At 66.8% G+C, this 19,900-nt stretch carries 19 protein-coding genes; 8 read left to right on the forward strand and 11 right to left on the reverse strand.

Translation table 11 applies throughout. From position 1 onward, the window contains the following. Positions 1-4 precede the first annotated feature (4 nt). Together EZ304_RS10930 and EZ304_RS10935 are read right to left on the reverse strand one after the other, a co-directional pair. The gene (locus EZ304_RS10930; protein WP_428999717.1) at positions 5-1,663 is read right to left on the reverse strand and encodes a ShlB/FhaC/HecB family hemolysin secretion/activation protein; all 1,659 of its coding nucleotides are present in this window, start codon (positions 1,661-1,663) and stop codon (positions 5-7) included. A gap of 370 nt (positions 1,664-2,033) precedes the next feature. After that, a complete protein-coding gene (locus EZ304_RS10935) occupies positions 2,034-2,480 on the reverse strand; it encodes a universal stress protein (protein WP_005411629.1) in 447 nt (148 codons plus the stop codon). Between the two features lie 184 nt (positions 2,481-2,664). Between EZ304_RS10935 and EZ304_RS21035 the strand changes: the two genes are divergently transcribed. Next, positions 2,665-2,811, forward strand: coding sequence for a hypothetical protein (locus EZ304_RS21035; protein WP_221931192.1), 147 nt, complete (start codon positions 2,665-2,667; stop codon positions 2,809-2,811). Positions 2,812-2,930: 119 nt separating this feature from the next. Here the strand turns inward: EZ304_RS21035 and EZ304_RS10940 are convergent, their stop codons facing one another. After that, entirely contained in the window at positions 2,931-3,485 is a 555-nt protein-coding gene (locus tag EZ304_RS10940) for a hypothetical protein (protein WP_142807059.1), read from the reverse strand. A gap of 147 nt (positions 3,486-3,632) precedes the next feature. On the opposite strand from EZ304_RS10940, the gene EZ304_RS10945 reads away from it, so the two are divergent. Beyond that, positions 3,633-4,262 (forward strand): hypothetical protein, encoded by a 630-nt coding sequence (locus tag EZ304_RS10945; RefSeq protein WP_142807060.1) that lies wholly within the window; start codon positions 3,633-3,635, stop codon positions 4,260-4,262. Between the two features lie 92 nt (positions 4,263-4,354). On the opposite strand, the gene EZ304_RS10950 is transcribed toward EZ304_RS10945, so the two are convergent. Further along, positions 4,355-4,693, reverse strand: a complete 339-nt coding sequence (locus EZ304_RS10950) for a low molecular weight protein tyrosine phosphatase family protein (protein WP_142807061.1) — start codon at positions 4,691-4,693, stop codon at positions 4,355-4,357. 223 nt (positions 4,694-4,916) lie between these two features. On the opposite strand from EZ304_RS10950, the gene EZ304_RS10955 reads away from it, so the two are divergent. Beyond that, on the forward strand, positions 4,917-5,507 hold the full coding sequence (locus EZ304_RS10955; protein WP_142807062.1) for a hypothetical protein: 591 nt from the start codon (positions 4,917-4,919) through the stop codon (positions 5,505-5,507). A gap of 55 nt (positions 5,508-5,562) precedes the next feature. Here EZ304_RS10955 and uvrD read toward each other — a convergent pair whose 3' ends face one another. The 7 genes from uvrD to EZ304_RS10990 form a co-directional block, all read right to left on the reverse strand. Continuing rightward, the gene (gene uvrD, locus EZ304_RS10960; RefSeq protein WP_142807063.1) at positions 5,563-7,755 is read right to left on the reverse strand and encodes a DNA helicase II; all 2,193 of its coding nucleotides are present in this window, start codon (positions 7,753-7,755) and stop codon (positions 5,563-5,565) included. 9 nt (positions 7,756-7,764) lie between these two features. Continuing rightward, entirely contained in the window at positions 7,765-9,186 is a 1,422-nt protein-coding gene (locus tag EZ304_RS10965; protein ID WP_142807064.1) for an FAD/NAD(P)-binding protein, read from the reverse strand. 45 nt (positions 9,187-9,231) lie between these two features. Further along, positions 9,232-10,650, reverse strand: a complete 1,419-nt coding sequence (cls, locus tag EZ304_RS10970; RefSeq protein WP_142808095.1) for a cardiolipin synthase — start codon at positions 10,648-10,650, stop codon at positions 9,232-9,234. Positions 10,651-10,896: 246 nt separating this feature from the next. Beyond that, the gene (gene rpmG, locus EZ304_RS10975; RefSeq protein WP_169411268.1) at positions 10,897-11,064 is read right to left on the reverse strand and encodes a 50S ribosomal protein L33; all 168 of its coding nucleotides are present in this window, start codon (positions 11,062-11,064) and stop codon (positions 10,897-10,899) included. Positions 11,065-11,074: 10 nt separating this feature from the next. Then, positions 11,075-11,311 carry a 50S ribosomal protein L28 gene (rpmB, locus tag EZ304_RS10980; protein ID WP_005411638.1) on the reverse strand — a complete coding sequence of 79 codons (237 nt, stop codon included), beginning with the start codon at positions 11,309-11,311 and terminating at the stop codon, positions 11,075-11,077. A gap of 252 nt (positions 11,312-11,563) precedes the next feature. Next, positions 11,564-12,073 carry a DNA polymerase III subunit epsilon gene (dnaQ, locus tag EZ304_RS10985; RefSeq protein ID WP_099551790.1) on the reverse strand — a complete coding sequence of 170 codons (510 nt, stop codon included), beginning with the start codon at positions 12,071-12,073 and terminating at the stop codon, positions 11,564-11,566. Between the two features lie 55 nt (positions 12,074-12,128). Beyond that, positions 12,129-13,022, reverse strand: coding sequence for a LysR family transcriptional regulator (locus EZ304_RS10990; protein ID WP_099551791.1), 894 nt, complete (start codon positions 13,020-13,022; stop codon positions 12,129-12,131). A 108-nt stretch (positions 13,023-13,130) separates the two neighbouring features. On the opposite strand from EZ304_RS10990, the gene EZ304_RS10995 reads away from it, so the two are divergent. The 5 genes from EZ304_RS10995 (at position 13,131) to EZ304_RS11015 (ending at position 19,896) form a co-directional block, all read left to right on the forward strand. Continuing rightward, positions 13,131-13,520, forward strand: coding sequence for a RidA family protein (locus EZ304_RS10995; protein WP_142807065.1), 390 nt, complete (start codon positions 13,131-13,133; stop codon positions 13,518-13,520). A 308-nt stretch (positions 13,521-13,828) separates the two neighbouring features. After that, on the forward strand, positions 13,829-14,164 hold the full coding sequence (locus EZ304_RS11000; RefSeq protein WP_006402574.1) for a hypothetical protein: 336 nt from the start codon (positions 13,829-13,831) through the stop codon (positions 14,162-14,164). Positions 14,165-14,220: 56 nt separating this feature from the next. After that, positions 14,221-15,474 (forward strand): TolC family protein, encoded by a 1,254-nt coding sequence (locus EZ304_RS11005; RefSeq protein ID WP_099551792.1) that lies wholly within the window; start codon positions 14,221-14,223, stop codon positions 15,472-15,474. Further along, entirely contained in the window at positions 15,471-16,676 is a 1,206-nt protein-coding gene (locus EZ304_RS11010; protein ID WP_142807066.1) for an efflux RND transporter periplasmic adaptor subunit, read from the forward strand. The genes EZ304_RS11005 and EZ304_RS11010 overlap by 4 nt, the downstream gene beginning before the upstream one ends. Positions 16,677-16,686: 10 nt before the next feature. Beyond that, entirely contained in the window at positions 16,687-19,896 is a 3,210-nt protein-coding gene (locus EZ304_RS11015) for an efflux RND transporter permease subunit (RefSeq protein ID WP_142807067.1), read from the forward strand. The last annotated feature ends 4 nt before the right edge of the window (positions 19,897-19,900 follow it).

Genomic DNA, 19,900 nt, shown 5'->3' on the forward strand with positions numbered 1-19,900 from the left:
CTCCTCAGAAGGTCAGGCCAAGCCGCGCATACACGCGGACATCGCGGCCGTCACCCGGTCGCAGGGCGCTGGTCGGCTTGGCCGCCGCCACACGCAGTTCGAGGTTCTTCCACTGGCGCAGGCGGAAAGTCGCGCCCATGCCCACCGATGCCAGATCGGCCGGTGCCTCCACACCATCGATATCGAACACGCGCGCCTGGTCAGCGAACACGTCCAGCTCCAGCACTTCGCGCCACGGCACCCCGCGGAACGGCGAGACCACGTCGCCGAAACCCGGCGCATCGACGTGGTACTCCAGCGCTCCGTACCAGCCACGATCGCCCAGCGTCTCGCCCTGCGCATAACCCCGCACGCTGTCGTTGCCACCCACCTGGAACTGCTCCAGCGCCGGCAGCGAGTTGTTGCTGTACTGGCCATTGAACTTGAACAGCAGGCGCTGGCTGCGGCTGAGATACTGCAGCCGCAGCAGGCCCAGGCGCACTACGGTGAAGCGGCTGTCGCGGGTCGGGTTGATCGCATCGAAGTCGGCCGAGCGATCATGCAGCGACTGGCGCACGCTCAACTGCGCCAGGTTGATGCCATGCAGGCGCGCATCGTTGTGGCGCAGGCTCGCGCCCACTTCGGCCACGTCGTACTTCTGTTTGGACAGCACCAGGCCCAGCGCTTCAAAGCGTGAGCTCTCGCGGATGTAGCGCATCGAGCTGGTCATCTGCAGGTCGGGACGGTTGATGAACTTCCAGTCGGCACCGGCATAGGCCTGCGAGGCGGGGCCCTTGAGCTTGAAGCCACGCAGGATGCCGTCGTCCACCTCCAGTTCACTGCGGTTGGCACCGGCCAGCACCGACAGCCCCTGCACCACCTGCAACGGCACGCTGTAGGACAGCGCGCCAGCGCGACTGGCCTGCGGATCGAACGCATACGTGCCACTGGCCGCAAATACATCGCCCAGTCCCAGCGGACTGTTCCAGGTGACGCCCAACTGGGCGCGCCCGCGACCGGTCAGCTCGGTGCCGTGGTTGTCCACGCTCGTACTGATTTCGTACGGCCGGCCGCTTTCGCGTGCGACCAGTACAAGATCGGTTTCTCCTACGTTCTCGCCAGGCTGCAGCACCGAGGACACGGATACACCGGGCAGGTCACGTGCATACAGCAACGCGCTGTCGATGTCGGCCTGGCGCAGCGGTTGCCCGCGCAGGCGCTCGGCGACGTTGCTGAGCACATGCGTGCGATAGCGCTGGTTCCCTTGCACCACCACCTTGCCGATGCGACCTTCCAGCACGCGCACTTCGATGCGTCCTTCGGCATCGAGTTTCTGCGGAGGCAGATAGGCAACGCTGACCAGGAAGCCTGCCTTGCGATAGGCCGCCGTCACTGCATCCGCCGCCCCCTGCAACTGGGCGAAGTCCAGCGAGATCACGTCCGCGCCGTGCGCCAGACTGGCGAAGTAGGCATCCAGCACTGCCTGTACCTGTGCAGGCGTGATACCACGTTGCGGATGGTCCCCGACGTCGCTGGCGCGGAAACCGCGTACCTGCAGGGTTTGGCTGCCGGTGCGCGCGGCCATGCCGGGCAGGTCAACCGTGGATGGCGCATCGGCCTGCTGCGCGGCAGCGACTACTGGCAGGGCCGCAGACAGCAGCAGTGCGAACGACGATCGATTCAATGGCACGAATGTGTCCTCCAATGACGACGGATGTCCAAGACAATGGACAGCACCCGCCAGTCCCCGGGCGGAGCGCATGAAAGAGACAGGCGCAGCAGGACGCGCTGGCATCCAGCAGGCGATTCGCCCACTGCCCAGACATGCGTGCACCTCAACAACCCCGCGCGGAGGATGCCACAAAGAATGAACGGCCACGCGTGCCGTTCGTAACCGTTCGTCGGACGCATCTGTGCATGGCCGATGGCTTCGGCACATGGATCGATCTGAATGCATGTGCGCCGCTCAGGGCACACAAAAGATGACGCCGGCGCGCATCCTGCGGCCGGCGTCGGGTCCCCTCCCCGGGAACGCTTGAATCAGTGGGTGTGGATCAGCGGATGACCAGCACCGGCAGGGTGCTGCGCGCCAGCACTTCCGCGGTCTGGCTGCCCAGCAGCACGCGGGTCACGCCACGGCGGCCATGCGAGGTCATCACGATCAGGTCGCTGTTGCGCTCGCCCGCCGTCTCGATGATGCCATCGGCCGCATAGCGGTCCAGCACATGCACCGGATTGGCGGTAATGCCCTGCTCGGCGGCCTTGGCCAGCGCGGGCTGAAGGACCTTCTGCGCGCCTTCCTCGCGGTCTGCCTTGTACTCCGGGCTGTTCATGTAGCCCACGCTCCAGCCCATGGCGTCGTACATGCCGACGGCCCACGGCTCGGAAACGGTCACGATATCAACCTCGGCATTGAGGTCCTTGGCCAGCTCCAGGCCCTTGGCCAGGCCCTTGTCGGCCAGCTCGGACCCGTCGGTGGCAATCAGGATGCGCTTGTACATGGTGGGGCTCCGTAGCGATCTGCCAGATGGGAACGACACCATTGCACACCGGATGTGCAGGCCGCGCCTTGAGCAGGATCAATCCGGCGCCGCGCAGCGGGGTGTGCGCACCGTCGGCTTGCGTACCCGGACACTGCGGCGCATGCTCGGCGGGGGCGCACCGCCGCGCTCAAGGATGACCGACATGCAGGACAACAAACCGCCCGTCTGGAGTTCCCGGAAATCCATCCTGGTCGCCGTGATCGTCGCCTTGGCTGTGCTTTTCGGCGGCTACCAGGTCGGCAAGGACATGGCGCTGCGCGACAACGCGCGGCAGGCAGCCGGCCGATAACCTGCTCCTGTAGCCGAGCATGGCGATGCCGGTCGTCCTGACCGGCACCCTTCGGGCCATCGCAAGCGACGTTGGCAGCGGCTCCTGCCGCTACCTTCGGCTCCACATCAGGCCTGCTCTCAGGCGATCTGCACCACGCGTGCGTTCTGGCACAGCGGATAACTGGCCACGAACCCGGCGATCGCATCGCGCATCGCCTCGAACGATTCGCCATACATGTACAGCGCGGTTTCGGTCGGGCCCTGCCACCAGCTGCAGATCTCGCCCAGGCCGTCGATGTTCTCGGACAGCTGCTCGAACACGTGGTTGGAATCGCACTGCTCGTAGACTTCGTCCGGCAGGGTCAGGCCATCCAGGTAGATGCCCAGGCCCTCGGTGACGCCGAAGCTGCGGTCGGCCTCGCCCGCCCCCTGCAACTGCGAACCCTTCGGCGCACCCAGCTGTTCCAGCAGGTCGATCAGCTTCGGCACGCCGTCCGCATCGACCAGCGCCACTTCGATGTCGCCGTACTCGACTTCACCGAGGTCGGACATTGCAGTGCCACCACCGGTCAGCTCGCCCACCTGGGCCGCCTGCAACAGCGCGTCGAGCGGATCCTCGAACAGCTCGTGGCGATGCTCGGGCTGCAGCCGGGCGTTCAACTTCACGGTGACGTGCAGGGTCGGTTCGGTCATGGGGGCATTCCTGGAAGGTGTGGGGCCTATTGTAGAGCCGAGCCCATGCTCGGCTGACGTTCCCCGTCCTGACCAAAGCCACTCCCGTTTCCTGCGGCCCACGCGATAATGCGCAGGGCAAGGACACCATTCCAACAGGGGGAATACATGAAGTCGATCATTGGTCTTTCGTTGCTGCTGCTCCTCACCGGCTGCGGCATCCGCACCGAAGTCGTGCGCGTGAACGTGCCGGACATCCGGGTGAATCCGGAACAGGGCACAACGGTCGTGGTCGACCCTGTACGGGACAATCGTCCGTCAGACTTCCTTTCCCTTGTTCCCGCATCGGATCGCGTCAGGAATGTTGGCGGAGAGGTCCGCAACGGCAATGGTTTCAACCTCGTCCTGGAATCGGGCACGACGTCCGACAAGGCCCGCGAGATCATCATCCAGGCACTGCGCAACATGGGTTATCGCACTGCCGACCAGTGCGATGCGCAATGCCTTCGTCTGGAGGCGTCAATGAACGAGTTCGTGGTCAGGGCACCCTTCAACTTCTGGCGTGCTGCCGGCTGGGCGCAGCAGATGGTCGCGGATCTGTCGGTCGAAGTGACGACCCACGACGGAGACCGGGCCCGTTCGTTCACCGCCAAGGGCCATGGCACCAATGTGTTCCAGGTGGTTTCGCCGCAAAACTGGGAGAAGGCGCTGGAACGTGCCGTCACTGATTTCACGGCGAACTTCAAACAGAACATGTCCGCGCAGGACGCGGCGGCCGGCTCAAAGGCCCAGGACTGAGGCTCTGCCCTTCTGGTAGAACCGAGCCCATGCTCGGCTGCTTTTCCCGCCAGAAGCAGCCGAGCATGGGCTCGGCTCTACAACACCCACGCTCAGCGCAGGAACGGTGGCACCTTGCGCTTGAGCAGCTCGACCAGAACCGGGTCCATGTAGTCGTAGTCATCGGGGATATCCAGGCAGATCACCCGTTTGCCGTTCAACCATGCCTTGTAGCGGCTGGACAAGCGGTTGCGGTGCGCCTTCTCCATCACGAACACCAGGTCCGCCCACTGCAGCAGCTCCGGGCTAAGCACTTCATCCGCGTCGGCCAGCAACCCGGCCGAGGCGGTTTCAATCCCCGGCCACTCGACGAACACCTGCTCGGCCGTCGGGCTGCGCAGGCGGTTCTGGCTGCAGAGGAAGAGCACGTTCCGGGGAAGGCGCTGCGACATGAATCGTCAGGCTCCGGCGTCGTTGAACGACGTCGATCCTGCGGCCTTTACATGGATTTTGGAAGCTGCTAACTTCAATCATAGGCATTGCGAATGCCTCCCCGCTGCAAGGGAAAATTCGCCACAGTGTCACTCACTCTTGAAGACCCCCTTTTCGCCATATTGGCAAGCAGCGTGCCGACTCGACCAGTTCTTCTGGTAGGCGATCTCTTTGGAGTCTTGCATGTTCTCTTTCAACGAAGTGATTGACGCGTTCAAGAGCGCTTCTGTTCTTGATTCCACCGTGGCTGAGATTGGTTATTGCCGGACACTGGACCGGAAAGCGGTCCTGCTCGGTTACCGGGATTATCATGACTTCCGTGCCAGCTTGGAGCACATGCCCAAAGACGAACTTGGGCCAGTGTCTCTCCGGCTCATGCGGAAGATCTGCGCTGCAAGGCTGCCTTTGGACAATTCACAGCCCTACTTCGAGCTGAAGGTGCTGCCGAACGGCATAGCCCACTACAGCCAGTGGGAGGGTTGGGACAAGTTCGGTCAGGAAGTTCGGGTACCGCGCCCCCTCGAGGGAGCCGCATCGGTAGAGGCAGTACGTAGATTGGGACGTTATCCCGTCTACGTCATCGAAGCCGAGCGGGAACTCATCGCATGGAGGGGCGTTTGGCAATCAACCGCGTATGTCCGATCGGATCTTGCGAGGAAGAACTTCCCAAAGATGTTCAATAAGCGGCACTTGATTGCCGATGACGTTCCAGTCGAACTGATTCGACTTGCAGCCGCCCGCTGCAATTTTGATAGCAACATTGCAATGGGGTGACTATCGACTCCAGCTTGCCTGCCGACGCAGGCAAGCTGGATCCTGCCATGCGATTTCAGATCACCGTCAGGTTGGCGTAGGCCATCACCAGCCACTTGCTGCCGGCGTCGGCGAACTCGACCTGCACGCGGGCATGGGCGCCGCTGCCTTCGTAGTCGGTCACCATGCCTTCGCCGAACTTGGGATGGGTGACCAGCGCGCCCAGCTTCAGCGGCGGTGCCTCGATGGAGGCATGGCCCATCACCCGGCTGCTGCCCAGCGATGCCGGCCGCGAGACCTGCACCTTCGGGCGCACTTCGTGCAGCAGCTCGCGCGGAATCTCGCGCAGGAAACGCGATGGCAGGCTGTAGTTGTCCTGGCCATGGATGCGGCGCGATTCGGCATAGCTCAGCACCAGCTTCTGGCGCGCGCGGGTGATGCCGACGTAGGCCAGGCGGCGCTCTTCTTCCAGCCGCCCGCTTTCCTCCAGCGAACGTGCGCTGGGGAACAGGCCTTCCTCCAGGCCGGCCAGGAACACCAGCGGGAATTCCAGGCCCTTGGCCGAGTGCAGGGTCATCAGCTGCACGCCGTCCTCGCCCGCCTGCGCCTGGCCCTCACCGGCCTCCAGCGCGGCGTAGGCCAGGAATGCGACCAGCTCGTCCATGTCCTCGCCCACTTCCTCGATGTCGTCGGCGCGGCGCACGAAGCGCGATGCCACCGAGACCAGTTCGTCGAGGTTGTCGGTACGCGATTCCGAATCCAGCGCGTTGCGGCTTTCCTTGCTCCAGTGCTCGCGCAGCTGCGAGCGCGCCAGCACATGGTCCACGCGCTCGGCCAGGGTCATGTGCAGGGTCTGCGCCTGCAGCTCGTTGACCAGCACCAGGAAGCCGGCCAGTGCATTGCGCGCACGTGCGGCCAGCGCGCTGCTCTGGGTGACCAGCATGGTCGCTTCCCACAGCGAGATGCCCTGCGCGCGTGCCTCGCGGCGCACTTCGTCCAGCGTGCGGTCGCCGATGCCACGGGTGGGCGTGTTGACCGCGCGCTCGAAGGCGGCGTCATCGTTGCGGTTGGACAGCAGGCGCAGGTAGGCCAGTGCGTCCTTGATTTCGGCACGCTCGAAGAAGCGCATGCCACCGTACACGCGGTACGGCACCTGTTCGCTCAGCAGCGCTTCTTCCAGCGCGCGCGACTGCGCGTTGCTGCGGTAGAGCACGGCCACTTCGGTGTAGCTGCCGCCATCGCGCACCCACTGGCGAGCACGCTCGACGATGTAGCGCGCCTCGTCCATCTCGTTGTAGGCGGCGTACAGGTCGATCGGCTCGCCGTCGCCGCTGTCGGTCCACAGCTGCTTGCCGATGCGATCCGGGTTGTGCGCGATCACCGCATTGGCGGCGCCGAGGATGTTGGCGGTGGAGCGGTAGTTCTGCTCCAGGCGGATGGTCTGCGCGCCCGGGAAGTCGCGCAGGAAGCCCTGCACGTTCTCGACCTTGGCACCGCGCCAGCCGTAGATGGCCTGGTCATCGTCGCCAACCACGAACACGTGGCCGGAATCGCCGGCCAGCACGCGCACGAAGGCGTACTGGATGGCATTGGTGTCCTGGAACTCGTCCACCAGGATTTCGCGGAAGCGCGCGCGGTAGTGCGCCAGCAGGGCCGGGTTGTCGCGCAGCAGTTCGTGCGCGCGCAGCAGCAGTTCGGCGAAGTCGACCAGGCCGGCGCGGTCGCAGCGCGCCTGGTATTCGATGTAGGCCTGGCGCATGGTTTCCAGCCACGCGTCGTGCGGTTCGGGCTGGATGTGCTGTGGGCGGCGGCCTTCGTCCTTCTGCGCGTTGATCCACCACGCGATCTGCTTGGCCGGGTATTTGCCGTCGTCCAGTTCCAGTGCCTGTACCACGCGCTTGACCAGCCGCAGTTGATCGTCCGAGTCCATCACCTGGAAGCCTTCGGGCAGCTTCGCGTCCTGCCAGTGCAGGCGCAGCAGGCGGTTGGCCAGGCCGTGGAAGGTACCGATCCACATGCCACGGCTGCCATTGGGCAACTGTGCGTCGATGCGGTGGCGCATTTCGCCGGCCGCCTTGTTTGTGAAGGTCACCGCGAAAATGCCGTGGGTCGGCACGCCATCGACTTCATGCAGCCAGGCGATGCGGTGGGTGAGTACGCGGGTCTTGCCGGAACCGGCACCGGCCAGCACCAGGTGGTGGCCGGGGGGAGCGGAGACGGCTTCGCGCTGGGCCGGGTTCAGGCCATCAAGCAGGTGGGAGACATCCATGCCCCCATTTTACGGCATCGCCGTCGCGGCTCCTGCGACCACCTGGGTGGCCAGTGCGTGCGCCTGCTGACGCAGTTCAGGCACCGCCAGGCTTTCCCACAGGCTGCCGATGCGCAGGCTGCCAAGCACGCCCAGCCGTGCCTGCGGCTGGCCACCGGCGGCACACAGGCGATCGCCCGGCACCGAGCTGTCCAGGCCCAGCCCATGCGGGCCGGGGCGCGCCAGCCCATCGGCCTGCAGCTGCTGCAGCAACGGATTGCGCAGCGCACTGGCGCGGGTTTCGACGCCGGTGGCGTTGATCACGCCGCCGATCATCCACTGCTGTTCCTCGCCCGAGGCATCCCGGCCGGACAACTGCACGGCATCGCCATCACGCCAGATGCGTTGCAGGCGGGCGCGGTGGACGCGCAGCTGGCCGCTGTCGATCAACGCCTGCAGCTGAACATCCACCTCTTCGGCGATGCGGTGGCGATGCACATCCCAGTAGCGCACCGCATGGCGCAGGAAGCGGCGCTGGTCGGCCTCATCGAGGCTGCACCACAGCGCCTGCCCGTGCGGGCGGATGCGGTCCATCACGCCCTGCCACGGCAGGCCGTCGGCCTGCGCCTGGCGTGCGAACCCGCGCAACGCGCGCAGGCGCTGACGCAGGTTCATCGGCAGCAGCGTGGCCGGGTCGAACGTGGGTAGGCCCCCGTGTGCGTGCGGCAACGGCAGCAGGCCGTGGCGCGAGATCACATGCAGCGGGCCGGTGTGGCCGGCGGCAACCAGCGCCAGCACGGTGTCGGCCATGCTCAGGCCGGAGCCGACGATGGCCACGGCCTGTTCGCCGGCAAGGGTGCGCACACCGTCGTAGTCCCAGGCCTCGATCACGTCATCGGCGGGCAGCGCATCGGCGCCGGCCACCGGCAGCGGGCGCATGCTGTTGCCAGTGGCCAGCACCGCCTGCGCGGCGTGCAGCGTGTGGCCATCGCCGAGTGCCAGCTGGTAGCCGTGGTCGTCCGGCTGCAGGCCCAGCACCGGCTGTGCGATCACCTGCAGCTGCGCCGGGCTGGCGGCGGCGGCCTCCTGCAGGCGCTGCTGCAGATAAGCCGCAAAGTAGTGGCGGCACACGTAACGCTCGCCCAGCACCTCGCGCGCCTCGCCCGGGTAGGCGTCGGCGGCCATCAGGTAGTCGAGGAAATCGCCAGGCTGGTCGGCAAACGCACTCATCTTCGCCGCCGGCACGTTCAGCAGATGCTCCGGCCACGGCGTGGCATAGGCGATGCCCTGGGCCAGCTGCGAGGCCGGTTCGAAAATGGCCAGCGCCAGCGGCGCCTTCGCCTGGCGCAATACCTGGATCGCCACCAGCACCCCGGCCGCACCACCACCGATGATTGCCAGGTCCAGTTCGCCATTACGCGGTGAATCAGTCATGTGCCGATTGTAGGCCATCGGCGATGACAGGCCGGATTGCCGAAATGGGCGGCCGGCATTGCCTTACATCAACGCGTCGGCCAGCCGTGCGATGCCCTCGCGGCTGCGCCGCCACGTGGGGCGACTGCGCCACTGCTGCAGATCCAGCTGCCGCGACTCGCGCAGGTAGCCATCCTCGATCGCGCACAGCTGCTGCACCAGCGCGCGGTCGTAGCAGATCAGGCCGATTTCGGCATTCAGTGCGAACGAGCGGATATCCATGTTGATCGAGCCGAGCACAGCGATGTCCTCATCCACGCTCATGTGCTTGGCGTGCAGGAACTGCGGCTCGTACAGCGCGATGCGCACGCCACAGCGCAGCAGCTCGTCGTAGTAGGCCTCCTGTGCCCACGAGGTCAGCCGCTGGTTGTTGCTGGCCGACAGGATCAGCTGCACTTCCACGCCGGACAACGCCGCGATGCGCAGCGCGCTGAGCGTGGCTTCGTCAGGCACGAAATACGGGGTGACCATCACCAGCCGGCGTCGTGCGAGGTGGATCAGCGCCGCCACCGCGTCGCGCGCGTTGCTGTACGGGTAGGCCGGGCCGCTGGGCAGCAGCTGGGTGGCGATGTCGTCGCTGCACTCGGGCACATCGGCGATCACGTCCAGGCGCTGGCCGGTCTCCATGTACCAGTCGCTTGCGAACACCGCCTCCAGATGCGCCACCGCCGGGCCGCGCACGCGCGCCACCAGTTCGCGGTTCGGGTGGCCAGGCACGAACTGCGGGCCGGCCAGGTTCTGCGAACCGACATAGGCCACTTCGTTGTCGATCACCGCGATCTTTCGATGGTTGCGCAGGTCCATGCGCCCGCTGCGGCGCCAGCGCAGGCCGCCGGGCAGCATCGCGCGCACTTCGATGTCGCGTGCTTCCAGGCGCTTGCGGTAGGCGCGCAGGCCGCGCTTGGCACCTACCGCGTCGAGCAGCACGCGGCACTGCACGCCGCGTGCGGCGGCGCGCTGCAAGGCCTCGACGATGGCCTCGCCGACCGCGTCGTCGAACATCAGGTAGTACAGCAGATGCACACGGTCTTCGGCTTGGTCGATGTCGGCGATCAGCGTATGCAGCGATTCGTCGTAATCGGTCAGCAGATCGACGGCGTTGCCGTGCACCGGCATGAAGTCGCCCTGGCGCTGCACCAGCGGCACGATCTCGGCGCTGGCGGTGTCCGGCTGCGGCGTCCAGCGCAGGCGATGCTGCAGCGCCTGTTCCTCGCGGATGACCTGCGAGGCCTCGGCCTGGCGGCGGATACGCTCGCGCGACAGCCACGGGTGGCCGAACAGCAGGTACAGCGGCAGGCCCAGCAGCGGCACGAAGCCGACCAGCAGCAGCCAGCTGCGCGCGGCCCCCGGCGTGGTGCGGGTGGGAATCCAGCACAGCGCGACCAGCCGGATCAGCCAGTCGATCAGCAGCAGGTAGGAACCCAGCAACCACTCGAACAGCATCGTGTCGCCCGTCGGGAGGTGATGGGCCATTCTGCCCAGCGGGGTGTGTAGAGTCGAGCCGCGCTCGACTGCCTTGAACCAGCGTGTCGACCAAGGTCGATACGTACCGGGCGGACAGCGTGCCGACCAACGGTCGGCACCCACCACGGCAATGGCGGAGCAGCCGGCAGCCGCCCTGGAATGCCGGGCATGAAAAAACCCGCCACAAGGGCGGGTTTCTTCGCGGGGACCAGCAATCCTTGCGGATTACTTGATCTTGCCTTCCTTGTACAGGACGTGCTTGCGCACGACCGGATCGTACTTCAGGAATTCCATCTTCCCCGGGGTGTTCTTCTTGTTCTTGTCGGTCGTGTAGAAGTGGCCGGTACCGGCCGAGGAAATCATACGGACCTTATCGCGCTTGCCTGCCATGATGCTTTACTCCTCAGACCTTTTCGCCGCGCGCACGCAGCTCAGCCAGAACGGAATCAATGCCGTTCTTGTCGATGGTGCGCAGTGCATGCGCGGAAACACGAAGCTTGACCCAGCGGTTTTCGCTGGCCACCCAGAAACGGCGCTCGTGCAGATTCGGCAGGAAACGACGACGGGTCTTGTTGTTGGCGTGCGAGACGTTGTTACCCGTCTGCACTCGCTTGCCGGAAACCTGGCATACGCGGGACATTGCGCACCTCGATAGTAGTAGTTGTCAGCCCGTAGCCCGGGAGACGGCGGCCTCGATGGTTGCCCACCACACGTCAAGAGAATCAAAGGGTTACGCTGGCGTTGGGCGGCCGGGGACGTGCTCCCGGGGGCGCCGCCCGGTAGAAAACCGGACACAGCGAGCCGCGCATTATGCACGTGTTCAAGCACTTGCGCAAGTTACCCACAGGCTGGGGCTGAACGCGACGGCCGCTCCCCGTGGAACCGAGCCCGCTCAGCGCAGGTGCGGGATCACCTGGGCCAGCAGATGGGCATCCTTCAGCGCACCGTGCAGTCCCCGGGTGCCGGGAATGCGCAGGCGCTGCAGCACATCATCCAGCTTGTTGCCCTGGCCCGGCCAGCGCCCGCGCGCCAGCTTCAGGCTGCAGGTGATGCGGCAATGCTGGGCCAGCGTGACGGGGATGCCGGCCAGGCGCAGCTCATTGTCGAGGAAACCCACATCGAAGGTGGCGTTGTGCGCGATCATCTCGCTGCCGCGCAGGAAGTCGAGCAGTTCGGCGGCTTTGCTGGAAAACAGCGGCTTGCCCACCAGCATCGCGTCGCTGATGCCATGTACCCGCTGCGCGCCCCAATCGACCTTGCGCTGTGGCTGCAGGTAGGTGTGGAACTGGCGGCCGGTGAGCTGACCATCGACCAGTTCGACGGCACCGATTTCGATCACGCGATGGCCCAGGCGGTGGGAGATGCCGGTGGTTTCGGTATCCAGTGCGACGATGCGACTCATGCGTGAGGCTGTTTCCTGTTGCGTGTTGTGGTGATTTTCGCACGCCCGGTGCGTGTCACCCCAACACCTCCACCACCCAATCGATGAACACCCGCAGCCGCTGGCTCATGTGCCGGTTCGGCGGAAACATCACGTGCATCGGCATTGGCGGCAGCTGCCAGTCCTGCAACACCGGCATCAGCTCGCCGCGCGCCACGTGCGGCTCGGCCATATAGCTGGGCAGCGCGACCACGCCGAGCCCCGCCAGCGCAGCCGCCAGATACGCGTTGCCGTCGTCGAAGCCGACTGTATAGCGGCCCTGCACCTCGATGCGCTCATCGCCGCGCTTCGCATTGAACACTCGGGCACGGCCGCTACGCGGGCTGAGGAAGCCGACCATGTGGTGGTCCGGCCCTTCCAGCGCGCGCGGGTCGGACGGCACGCCGAAACGCTGCACGTACGCCGGGCTGGCGTGGAAACCAATCTGCAGCGCAGCCAACGGCCGTGCCACCAGCGCCGGGTCGGCCGGGGTGCCACCGCGGATCACGCAATCGACGTTGTCGGCGATGACATCGACCTCGCGGTCGCTGACGCCGATATCCAGCTGGATCTCCGGGTAACGCGCCTGGAAATCCGGCAGCGCCGGTACCAGCCGCAACCGCGCATACGGCCCGGGCACATCCACGCGCAGGCGTCCGCGCGGCTGGGCGGCCGCATCGCCCAGCCCGCCCTCTACCTCGTCCAGCTCGGCCAGCAGGCGGGCGATGCGCGGGTAATAGGCTGCGCCATCGGCGGTGACGCTGACCCGCCGGGTGGTGCGGTTGAGCAGGCGCAACCGCAGGTGCGCCTCCAGCTGCTGCACCAGCTGCGTAACCGTGGTGCGGCTGACCTGCAGGGTGTGCGCGGCGCGGGTGAAGCTGCCCGTTTCCACCACCCGGGCAAACGCCCGCATCGCCTCGAAACGGTCCATGGCAGGCCATGATTGTTTGGAATTGACAATCAATCTAGGCCGATCATCGCGGTTTATCCAGACAGCGCTGGCAGGGAGGATGGTGTTCTCTCCCACGGGATCTTCCCCATGTCACAGCGTGATGTCGTTTTCCCCGCCGGCCGACAGGCCCTGTACGAGCGCAACCGCTACTCGCCGGCGATCCGATCCAATGGCTTCCTGTTCGTCTCCGGCCAGGTCGGCAGCCGCGAGGACGGCTCGCCCGAGCCGGACTTCGAGGCGCAGGTGCGCCGCGCCTTCGAGAATCTCAATGCGGTGCTTGCCGCCGCCGGCTGCACGTTCGATGACGTGGTCGACGTGACCGTGTTCCTGGTCGATCCAGAGAAGAACTTTGAGAAGGCCTGGGCGATCGCGCCCGAGTACTGGGGCGAAGCACCGCACCCGACCCTGACCGGCATCGGCGTGACCTGGCTGTATGGGTTCCAGTTCGAGATCAAGGTGATCGCGAAGCTGCCGTGACACGGGTAGTGCCGGCCGCTGGCCGGCAACGTGGTGGGGTCGAAAAGCGTGTCGACCAAGGTCGACACCTACCGGGACGGCTGGTCGCGCGAAAGCAGCCGAGCGTGGGCTACAGAAGCGCATCCCGGTGTCCCACCCCACGGGCCGAAAGGCGTGCCGACCAAGGTCGGCACCCACCAGGGCAGGAGGTCGGCCCCTACCGGGACAGGAGGCCCCCAGGCCACCCACCTGAACGGGAGATTCCGACGAATTCCCGAAGCGTCCATTGATATTGTATCCGGCGAAAACCGCTTGCTAGCCTCCCTTCCATGCGCCGGATCACCCGCCAACTGCGTACGTACCTGATGATGCTGCTGATGGCGGCATTCGTGGTCGTGCCGGTGGCCGACGCACTGGTGTGTGCGGTGGAACCGCATGCCAGCAGCGCCCATGTCGAGTCCCTTGCGGACGATGCAGGCGGCGACAGCGACAGCAAGCACACGGGTGCCTGCACGCATAACCACTGCCATCACTCCACGCTGAGCCTGCCAGCGAATGATTTCGCCGCCTTCGGTACGCCGCTGCCGGCGCGCTGGATGAATGCCGGCGACGTGGCGACCTATGCGGTCGCCCAGGATGAATTGACGCGTCCCCCCCGGGCGTGAGTTGAGCGCGTCCCGCAATCGCGGGCTCCCGTTTCACTCACAACCGGAATCCCCCTATGTCGATCCTGACACCTCGGTCGCCGCGTGCGGCCGGGCTGGTCGTCGCCGTGTTGCTGGGCCTGGCCCCGGCAATGCAGGCGTCGGCACAAGCCGCCCCCTCCTACGACACCCTGCTTGAACGCCTGGACCAGCTGCCCGGCACCCGTGTGGGTACGGCGCTGGCCGAGGCCGCCGACGCGCGCGCCGACCAGGCCCGTGCGTTGCCCAACCCTTCCCTTTCCTACTCCGCCGAAAACGCCTGGGGCACCGGCTCCTATGGCGGCATGGGCAAGGCCGATACCGTGCTCACCCTGTCCCAGCCGCTGGAGGTCTGGGGCCAGCGCGGCGCGCGTGTCCGTGCCGCCCGCGCCGAGGCACAGGCGGCCAACCTGCGTGGCGCGCAGAGTCGCAGCGATGTGGCCAGCCAGCTGGCGGTGGTCTATGCACAGGCGGAAAGTGCACTGCGCCGTTACACGCTGGCCGAAGAAGCACTGTCACTGACCCGCGATGACGCCAACGCCGTCAACGCCATGGTCAAGCAGGGCCGCGAACCGCAGCTGCGCGCGGTGCAGGCACAGAGCGAGGTGGCCAACGCCAGTGCTTCACTGGATGAGGCGCAGGCCTTCCGTGATGCCGCGCTGGCCCGCCTGGCCGGTGCCGCGCTGCTGGATGCGCCGGTGCAGTCGATCAACGACAGCCTGCTCGACCGCGCGCCACCGCTGCCGCGCGGTGCCACCGATACCGCACTGGCGGTGCGCATCGCCGAAGCCGAGGCCGATGCGGCGGGCAAGCTGGTCGACGTGGAGCGCAAGCGCGCCCTGCCTGACCTCAGTGTCACCGCCGCGCAGACCCGCTTCCGCGAAGGCGGCGAGCGTGCCTACAACCTCGGGGTCAGCCTCAGCATCCCGCTGTTCGACCGCAACCGTGGCGGCATCCGCGCCGCCAATGCCGACCAGCGCGCGGCCGAGGCACGACTGGACCAGCAGCGCCGCGACAGTGAGGCCGCACGCCTGTCAGCCGTGGCCGGGCTGAAGGCGGCCAGCAGCCGTACCCGTGCCGCCGATGAAAGTGTGGTCGCCGCCGAAGAGGCCTATCGCCTCGCACGCGTTGGCTTCGATGCCGGACGCATCTCGCAGCTGGAACTGCGCAGCACGCGCAGCGCCCTCATCGCCGCCCGTGGCACCGCCGTGGATGCGCGCCTGTCGCGCGTCGGCGCGGAAATCGATCTTGCCCGCCTGGAAGGGCGCGCACCTTTTGTGGAGGCCCCATGACTCTCTCCCGTTCCTTTCCCCTGATCGGCGGCCTCCTGCTGACCGTGTTCCTGGCCGGCTGCGCTGGCAACGCGCAGACACCTGCAAATGACGACCCCGCCGCGGCCAAGGCGGGCGCCGACGATGGCCATGGCCACGCCGCCGACAGCAAGGAAGCCAAGGCAGAAACCGCGAAGTCGCCGGCTGACGCCGACGAAGGCGTGGTGCAGCTGACGCCAGAGCAGATCAAGGCCTCCGGTATCGAGGTGGTCGCGATCGGTCGCGGCGGTGGCGGTTCAACCCGCCTCGCCGGCCGGGTCGAACCCTCGGTCGGTGCCCGCGCATCGGTGGCCTCCACGGTGACCGGCCGCGTTGAACGCGTGCTGGTCGCGCCGGGCACGGCGGTGAAGCAGAACCAGGCACTGGCCATCGTGGTCAGCGGCGAAGCCGCGGTGTTCCGTGCCAACGCGCTGGCCGCATCGGCCGAGGCCGAAGCCGCGCGCCTGGCCTATGGCCGCGACAAGGCCCTGGTCGACCAGGGCGTGGTCGCCCGCCAGGAAATGGAGGCCTCGCGCGCACGTTCGCTGGCGGCACAGGCCCAGGCCGCCGCCGCGCAGGCCCAGGCCGCTGCCAACGGTTCGCCGGACAGCAGCGGTCGCGTGCGCATCACCAGCCCGGTAGCCGGCATCGTCGGCAACGTGCAGGTCACCCCGGGTGGCGTGGTCGCCGCCGGCAGCGCGGTGGCCGACGTCGCCGACCCGACGATGAATGAGCTGGTGTTCACCGCACCGCCGGCGCTGGCCGCGCAGGTCACGCCGGGCATGAAGCTGGAAGTGAGCGTACCGGGTGGCAGCTTCACCGCCACCGTCACCGGTTCGGCCGCCGATGTCCGCCAGCAGGGCGGCGTCGCGGTGATCCGCGCCACGCCGGTGGACGCCTCGTTGCCACCGGCAGGTTCGCCGGTATCGGCCGTGGTGGTCACCGAAGGCCAGGACGGCTCGCTCAGCGTGCCCGCCGATGCGGTGCAGAACGTCGATGGCAGCAGTGCGGTGTTCGTGGCCGTCGAAGGCGGCTTCAAGGTGCAGCCGGTGCTGGCTGGCCGTCGTGCCGGTGACCGCATCGAGATCCTCGGTGGCCTGAGCGGCAGCGAGCGCATCGTTGGCAGCAACGCCTTCCTGCTCAAGGCCGAACTGGCCAAGGGCGAAGCCGAGCACGGCCACTGAGGAGGCGACCATGTTCAAGCTGATCATTGAAACAGCGGTGCGCCACCGCTGGCTGGTGGTGTTCATGGCCGCGTTGATCGCCGCCGTGGGCCTGTTCCAGCTGGGCAAGCTGCCGATCGACGCGGTGCCGGACATCACCAACCGCCAGGTGCAGATCAACACGGTGGCACCGGCGCTGACACCGGAGCAGATCGAGCGGCAGGTGACCTACCCGCTGGAAACCGCGCTGGCCGGCATTCCCGGCCTGACCACCACGCGTTCGTTGTCGCGCAATGGCTTCTCGCAGGTCACCGCGATATTCACCGATGCCACCGACATCTACTTCGCCCGCCAGCAGGTGGCCGAGCGCATGCGCGAAGCCTCCGAAGACCTGCCCGATGGTGCGTCGCCGATGCTGTCGCCGGTCACCACCGGCCTCGGCGAAGTGCTGATGTGGACGGTGGACTTCAGCGCGTTCGATCCGGCCAAGCTGGCCAAGCCCGGTGAAGCCGGCTGGCAGGCCGGCGAGGTCTACCGCACGCCGGAAGGCAACCTGCTGCGGACACCCGAAGAACGTGCGACCTACCTGCGCACCGTGCAGGACTGGATCATCGCGCCGCAGATGCGTTCCAGCCCGGGGCTGGCCGGCGTCGATACGGTCGGCGGTTACGTCAAGGAATACGGCGTGCATCCGGACAGCGCCAGGCTGGCCGCACATGGCCTCGGCCTGGCCGACCTGGTCACTGCCCTGCAGCGTTCCAACGTGCAGGCCGGTGCCGGTTTCGTGCAGCGTGCCGGCGAAGGCCTGGTGGTACGTGCAGACGGCCTGGCGCTGACCACCGATGACCTGGCACAGGCTCCGGTGGCCACCCGCAATGGCGTGGTGGTGCGCGTGGCCGATGTGGCCACGGTGGAACTGAGCCGCGCGCCGCGCCTGGGCGCGGCCAGCCGCAACGGTCACGAAGCCGTGCTCGGCACCGCGCTGATGATTGCCGGTGGCAACAGCCGCACCGTGGCGCAGGCTGCCGCGGCGCGCCTTGAACAGGTGAACAAGTCGCTGCCGGCCGACATCGTGGCGGCACCGGTGCTGGACCGCAGCGTACTGGTCAATTCCACCATCAAGACCGTGGCCAAGAACCTCACCGAGGGCGCGCTGCTGGTGGTGGTGGTGCTGTTCCTGCTGCTGGGCAACCTGCGCGCAGCGACGATCACCGCGCTGGTGATTCCGCTGTCGTTCCTGTTCGCGGTAATCGGCATGAACCGCTTCGGCATCAGCGGCAACCTGATGAGCCTGGGTGCGCTGGACTTCGGCATCCTGGTGGACGGTGCGGTGATCGTGGTTGAGTCGACGCTGCTGATGCTGGGCCAGCGCCGCGCCGAACTGGGCCGTGCGCTGACCGCGATGGAACGCCTGCGTGTAGCCGCCGATTCGGCGCTGAAGATGGCGAGGCCGGCGGCGTTCGGCCAGCTGATCATCCTGCTGGTGTTCGCGCCGATCCTCACCCTGGAAGGCGTGGAGGGCAAGACGTTCCACCCGATGGCGGCCACCTTCATGCTTGCCCTGGTCGGTGCCTTCATCTTCTCCTTCACCTTCGTGCCGGCGATGGCCGCGCTGCTGGTGCGCGAGCCCAAGGTGAAGGACGGCGATGCCCATGCGGATGATGGCGAGCACGAAACGAAGTTGATCCGCGTGCTGCGCGCGCGCATCGAGCCGGTGGTGCGCAAGGCCGCGGCACATCCGCGCACGGTGCTGGCCGGTGCGGTGATGATGGTGGTGGTGGGCATCGGCTCGTTCTCGCTGCTGGGCCGCGAGTTCATGCCGACCCTGGACGAAGGCAACGTGGCGATGCAGGCCCTGCGCGTGCCGTCGACCTCGCTGGAGCAGTCACTGGCGATGCAGCTGGCGCTGGAAAAAGCGATCGCCAAACAGCCGGAAGTAGAGACCGTGTTCTCGCGTACCGGTACCGCCGAAGCGGCGATCGATCCGATGCCGACCAACATCTCCGACAGCGTGATCGTGCTGAAGCCGCGCAAGGACTGGCCTGATCCGAAGCTGGACAAGGAGGCACTGGTGGCGCGCTTCGAAAAACTGGCCGGGCAGCAGCTGGGTAACAGCTTCGAGTTCAGCCAGCCGATCGAACTGCGCTTCAACGAACTGATTTCCGGCGTGCGTACCGACCTGGCGGTGATGATCTTCGGCGATGACTTCAGCCAGCTGCAGAAGGTGGCCGACCAGGTGGCGCTGAAGCTGCGTGCGGTGAACGGCGCGGCCGACGTGCGGGTGGAACAGATCTCCGGCCTGCCCACGCTGAACGTGGCGATCGACCACGTGGCGGCGGCGCAGTACGGGCTGACCGCCGCGGACGTGAGTGATGCACTGTCCACCGGCATCGGCGGTACCGCAGCGGGCAAGATCTTCGAAGGTGATCGACGCTTCAACGTGGTGGTGCGGCTGGACGATGCCTCGCGCAACGATCCGGACCAGCTGGCCTCACTGCCGATCGCAACGCCGTCGGGGCTGGTGATTCCGCTGTCGTCGGTGGCGCGCATTACCGTGAGCGAAGGGCCGAACCAGATCAGCCGCAACAACGGCAGCCGCCGCGTGGTGGTGCAGGCCAACGTGCGTGGGCGTGACCTGGGTGGCTTCGTCGGCGAGGCACAGGCAGCGGTGGCCGACGTGGCGCTGCCGCCGGGTGCCTACCTGACCTGGGGTGGCCAGTTCGAGAACCTGCAGCGCGCGGAGAAGCGGCTGGCGACGGTGGTGCCGGTGGTGTTCCTGCTGATCGGCAGCCTGCTGTTCATGGCCCTGCGCAGCGGCAAGGAAGCCATTCTGGTGTTCAGCTGCGTGCCGCTGGCGCTGGTCGGCGGCATCCTCGCGCTGCTGCTGCGTGGCATGCCGTTCTCGGTGTCAGCGGCGGTCGGCTTCATCGCCGTCTCCGGCGTGGCCACCTTGAACGGCCTGGTGCTGATGCAGGCGATCCGCGAACGCCTGGATGCCGGTGACCTGCCGCTGCAGGCAGCGATCAACGGTGCCTCCAGCCGCATCCGCGCGGTGCTGACCACGGCGCTGGTGGCGATCGTCGGCTTCATTCCGATGGCGATCGCCAGCGGTTCCGGTGCGGAAGTGCAGAAGCCGTTGGCGACGGTGGTGATCGGTGGCTTGATCACCGCGACCGTGCTGACCCTGCTGGTGCTGCCGACGTTTGCCGCGCGAGTGGCCAAGCCGCGGGCGGTGGGCTGAAAGA

The sequence above is a fragment of the Stenotrophomonas maltophilia genome (assembly GCF_006974125.1).
In the GTDB taxonomy this organism is placed as follows: Bacteria; Pseudomonadota; Gammaproteobacteria; order Xanthomonadales; family Xanthomonadaceae; genus Stenotrophomonas; species Stenotrophomonas maltophilia_O.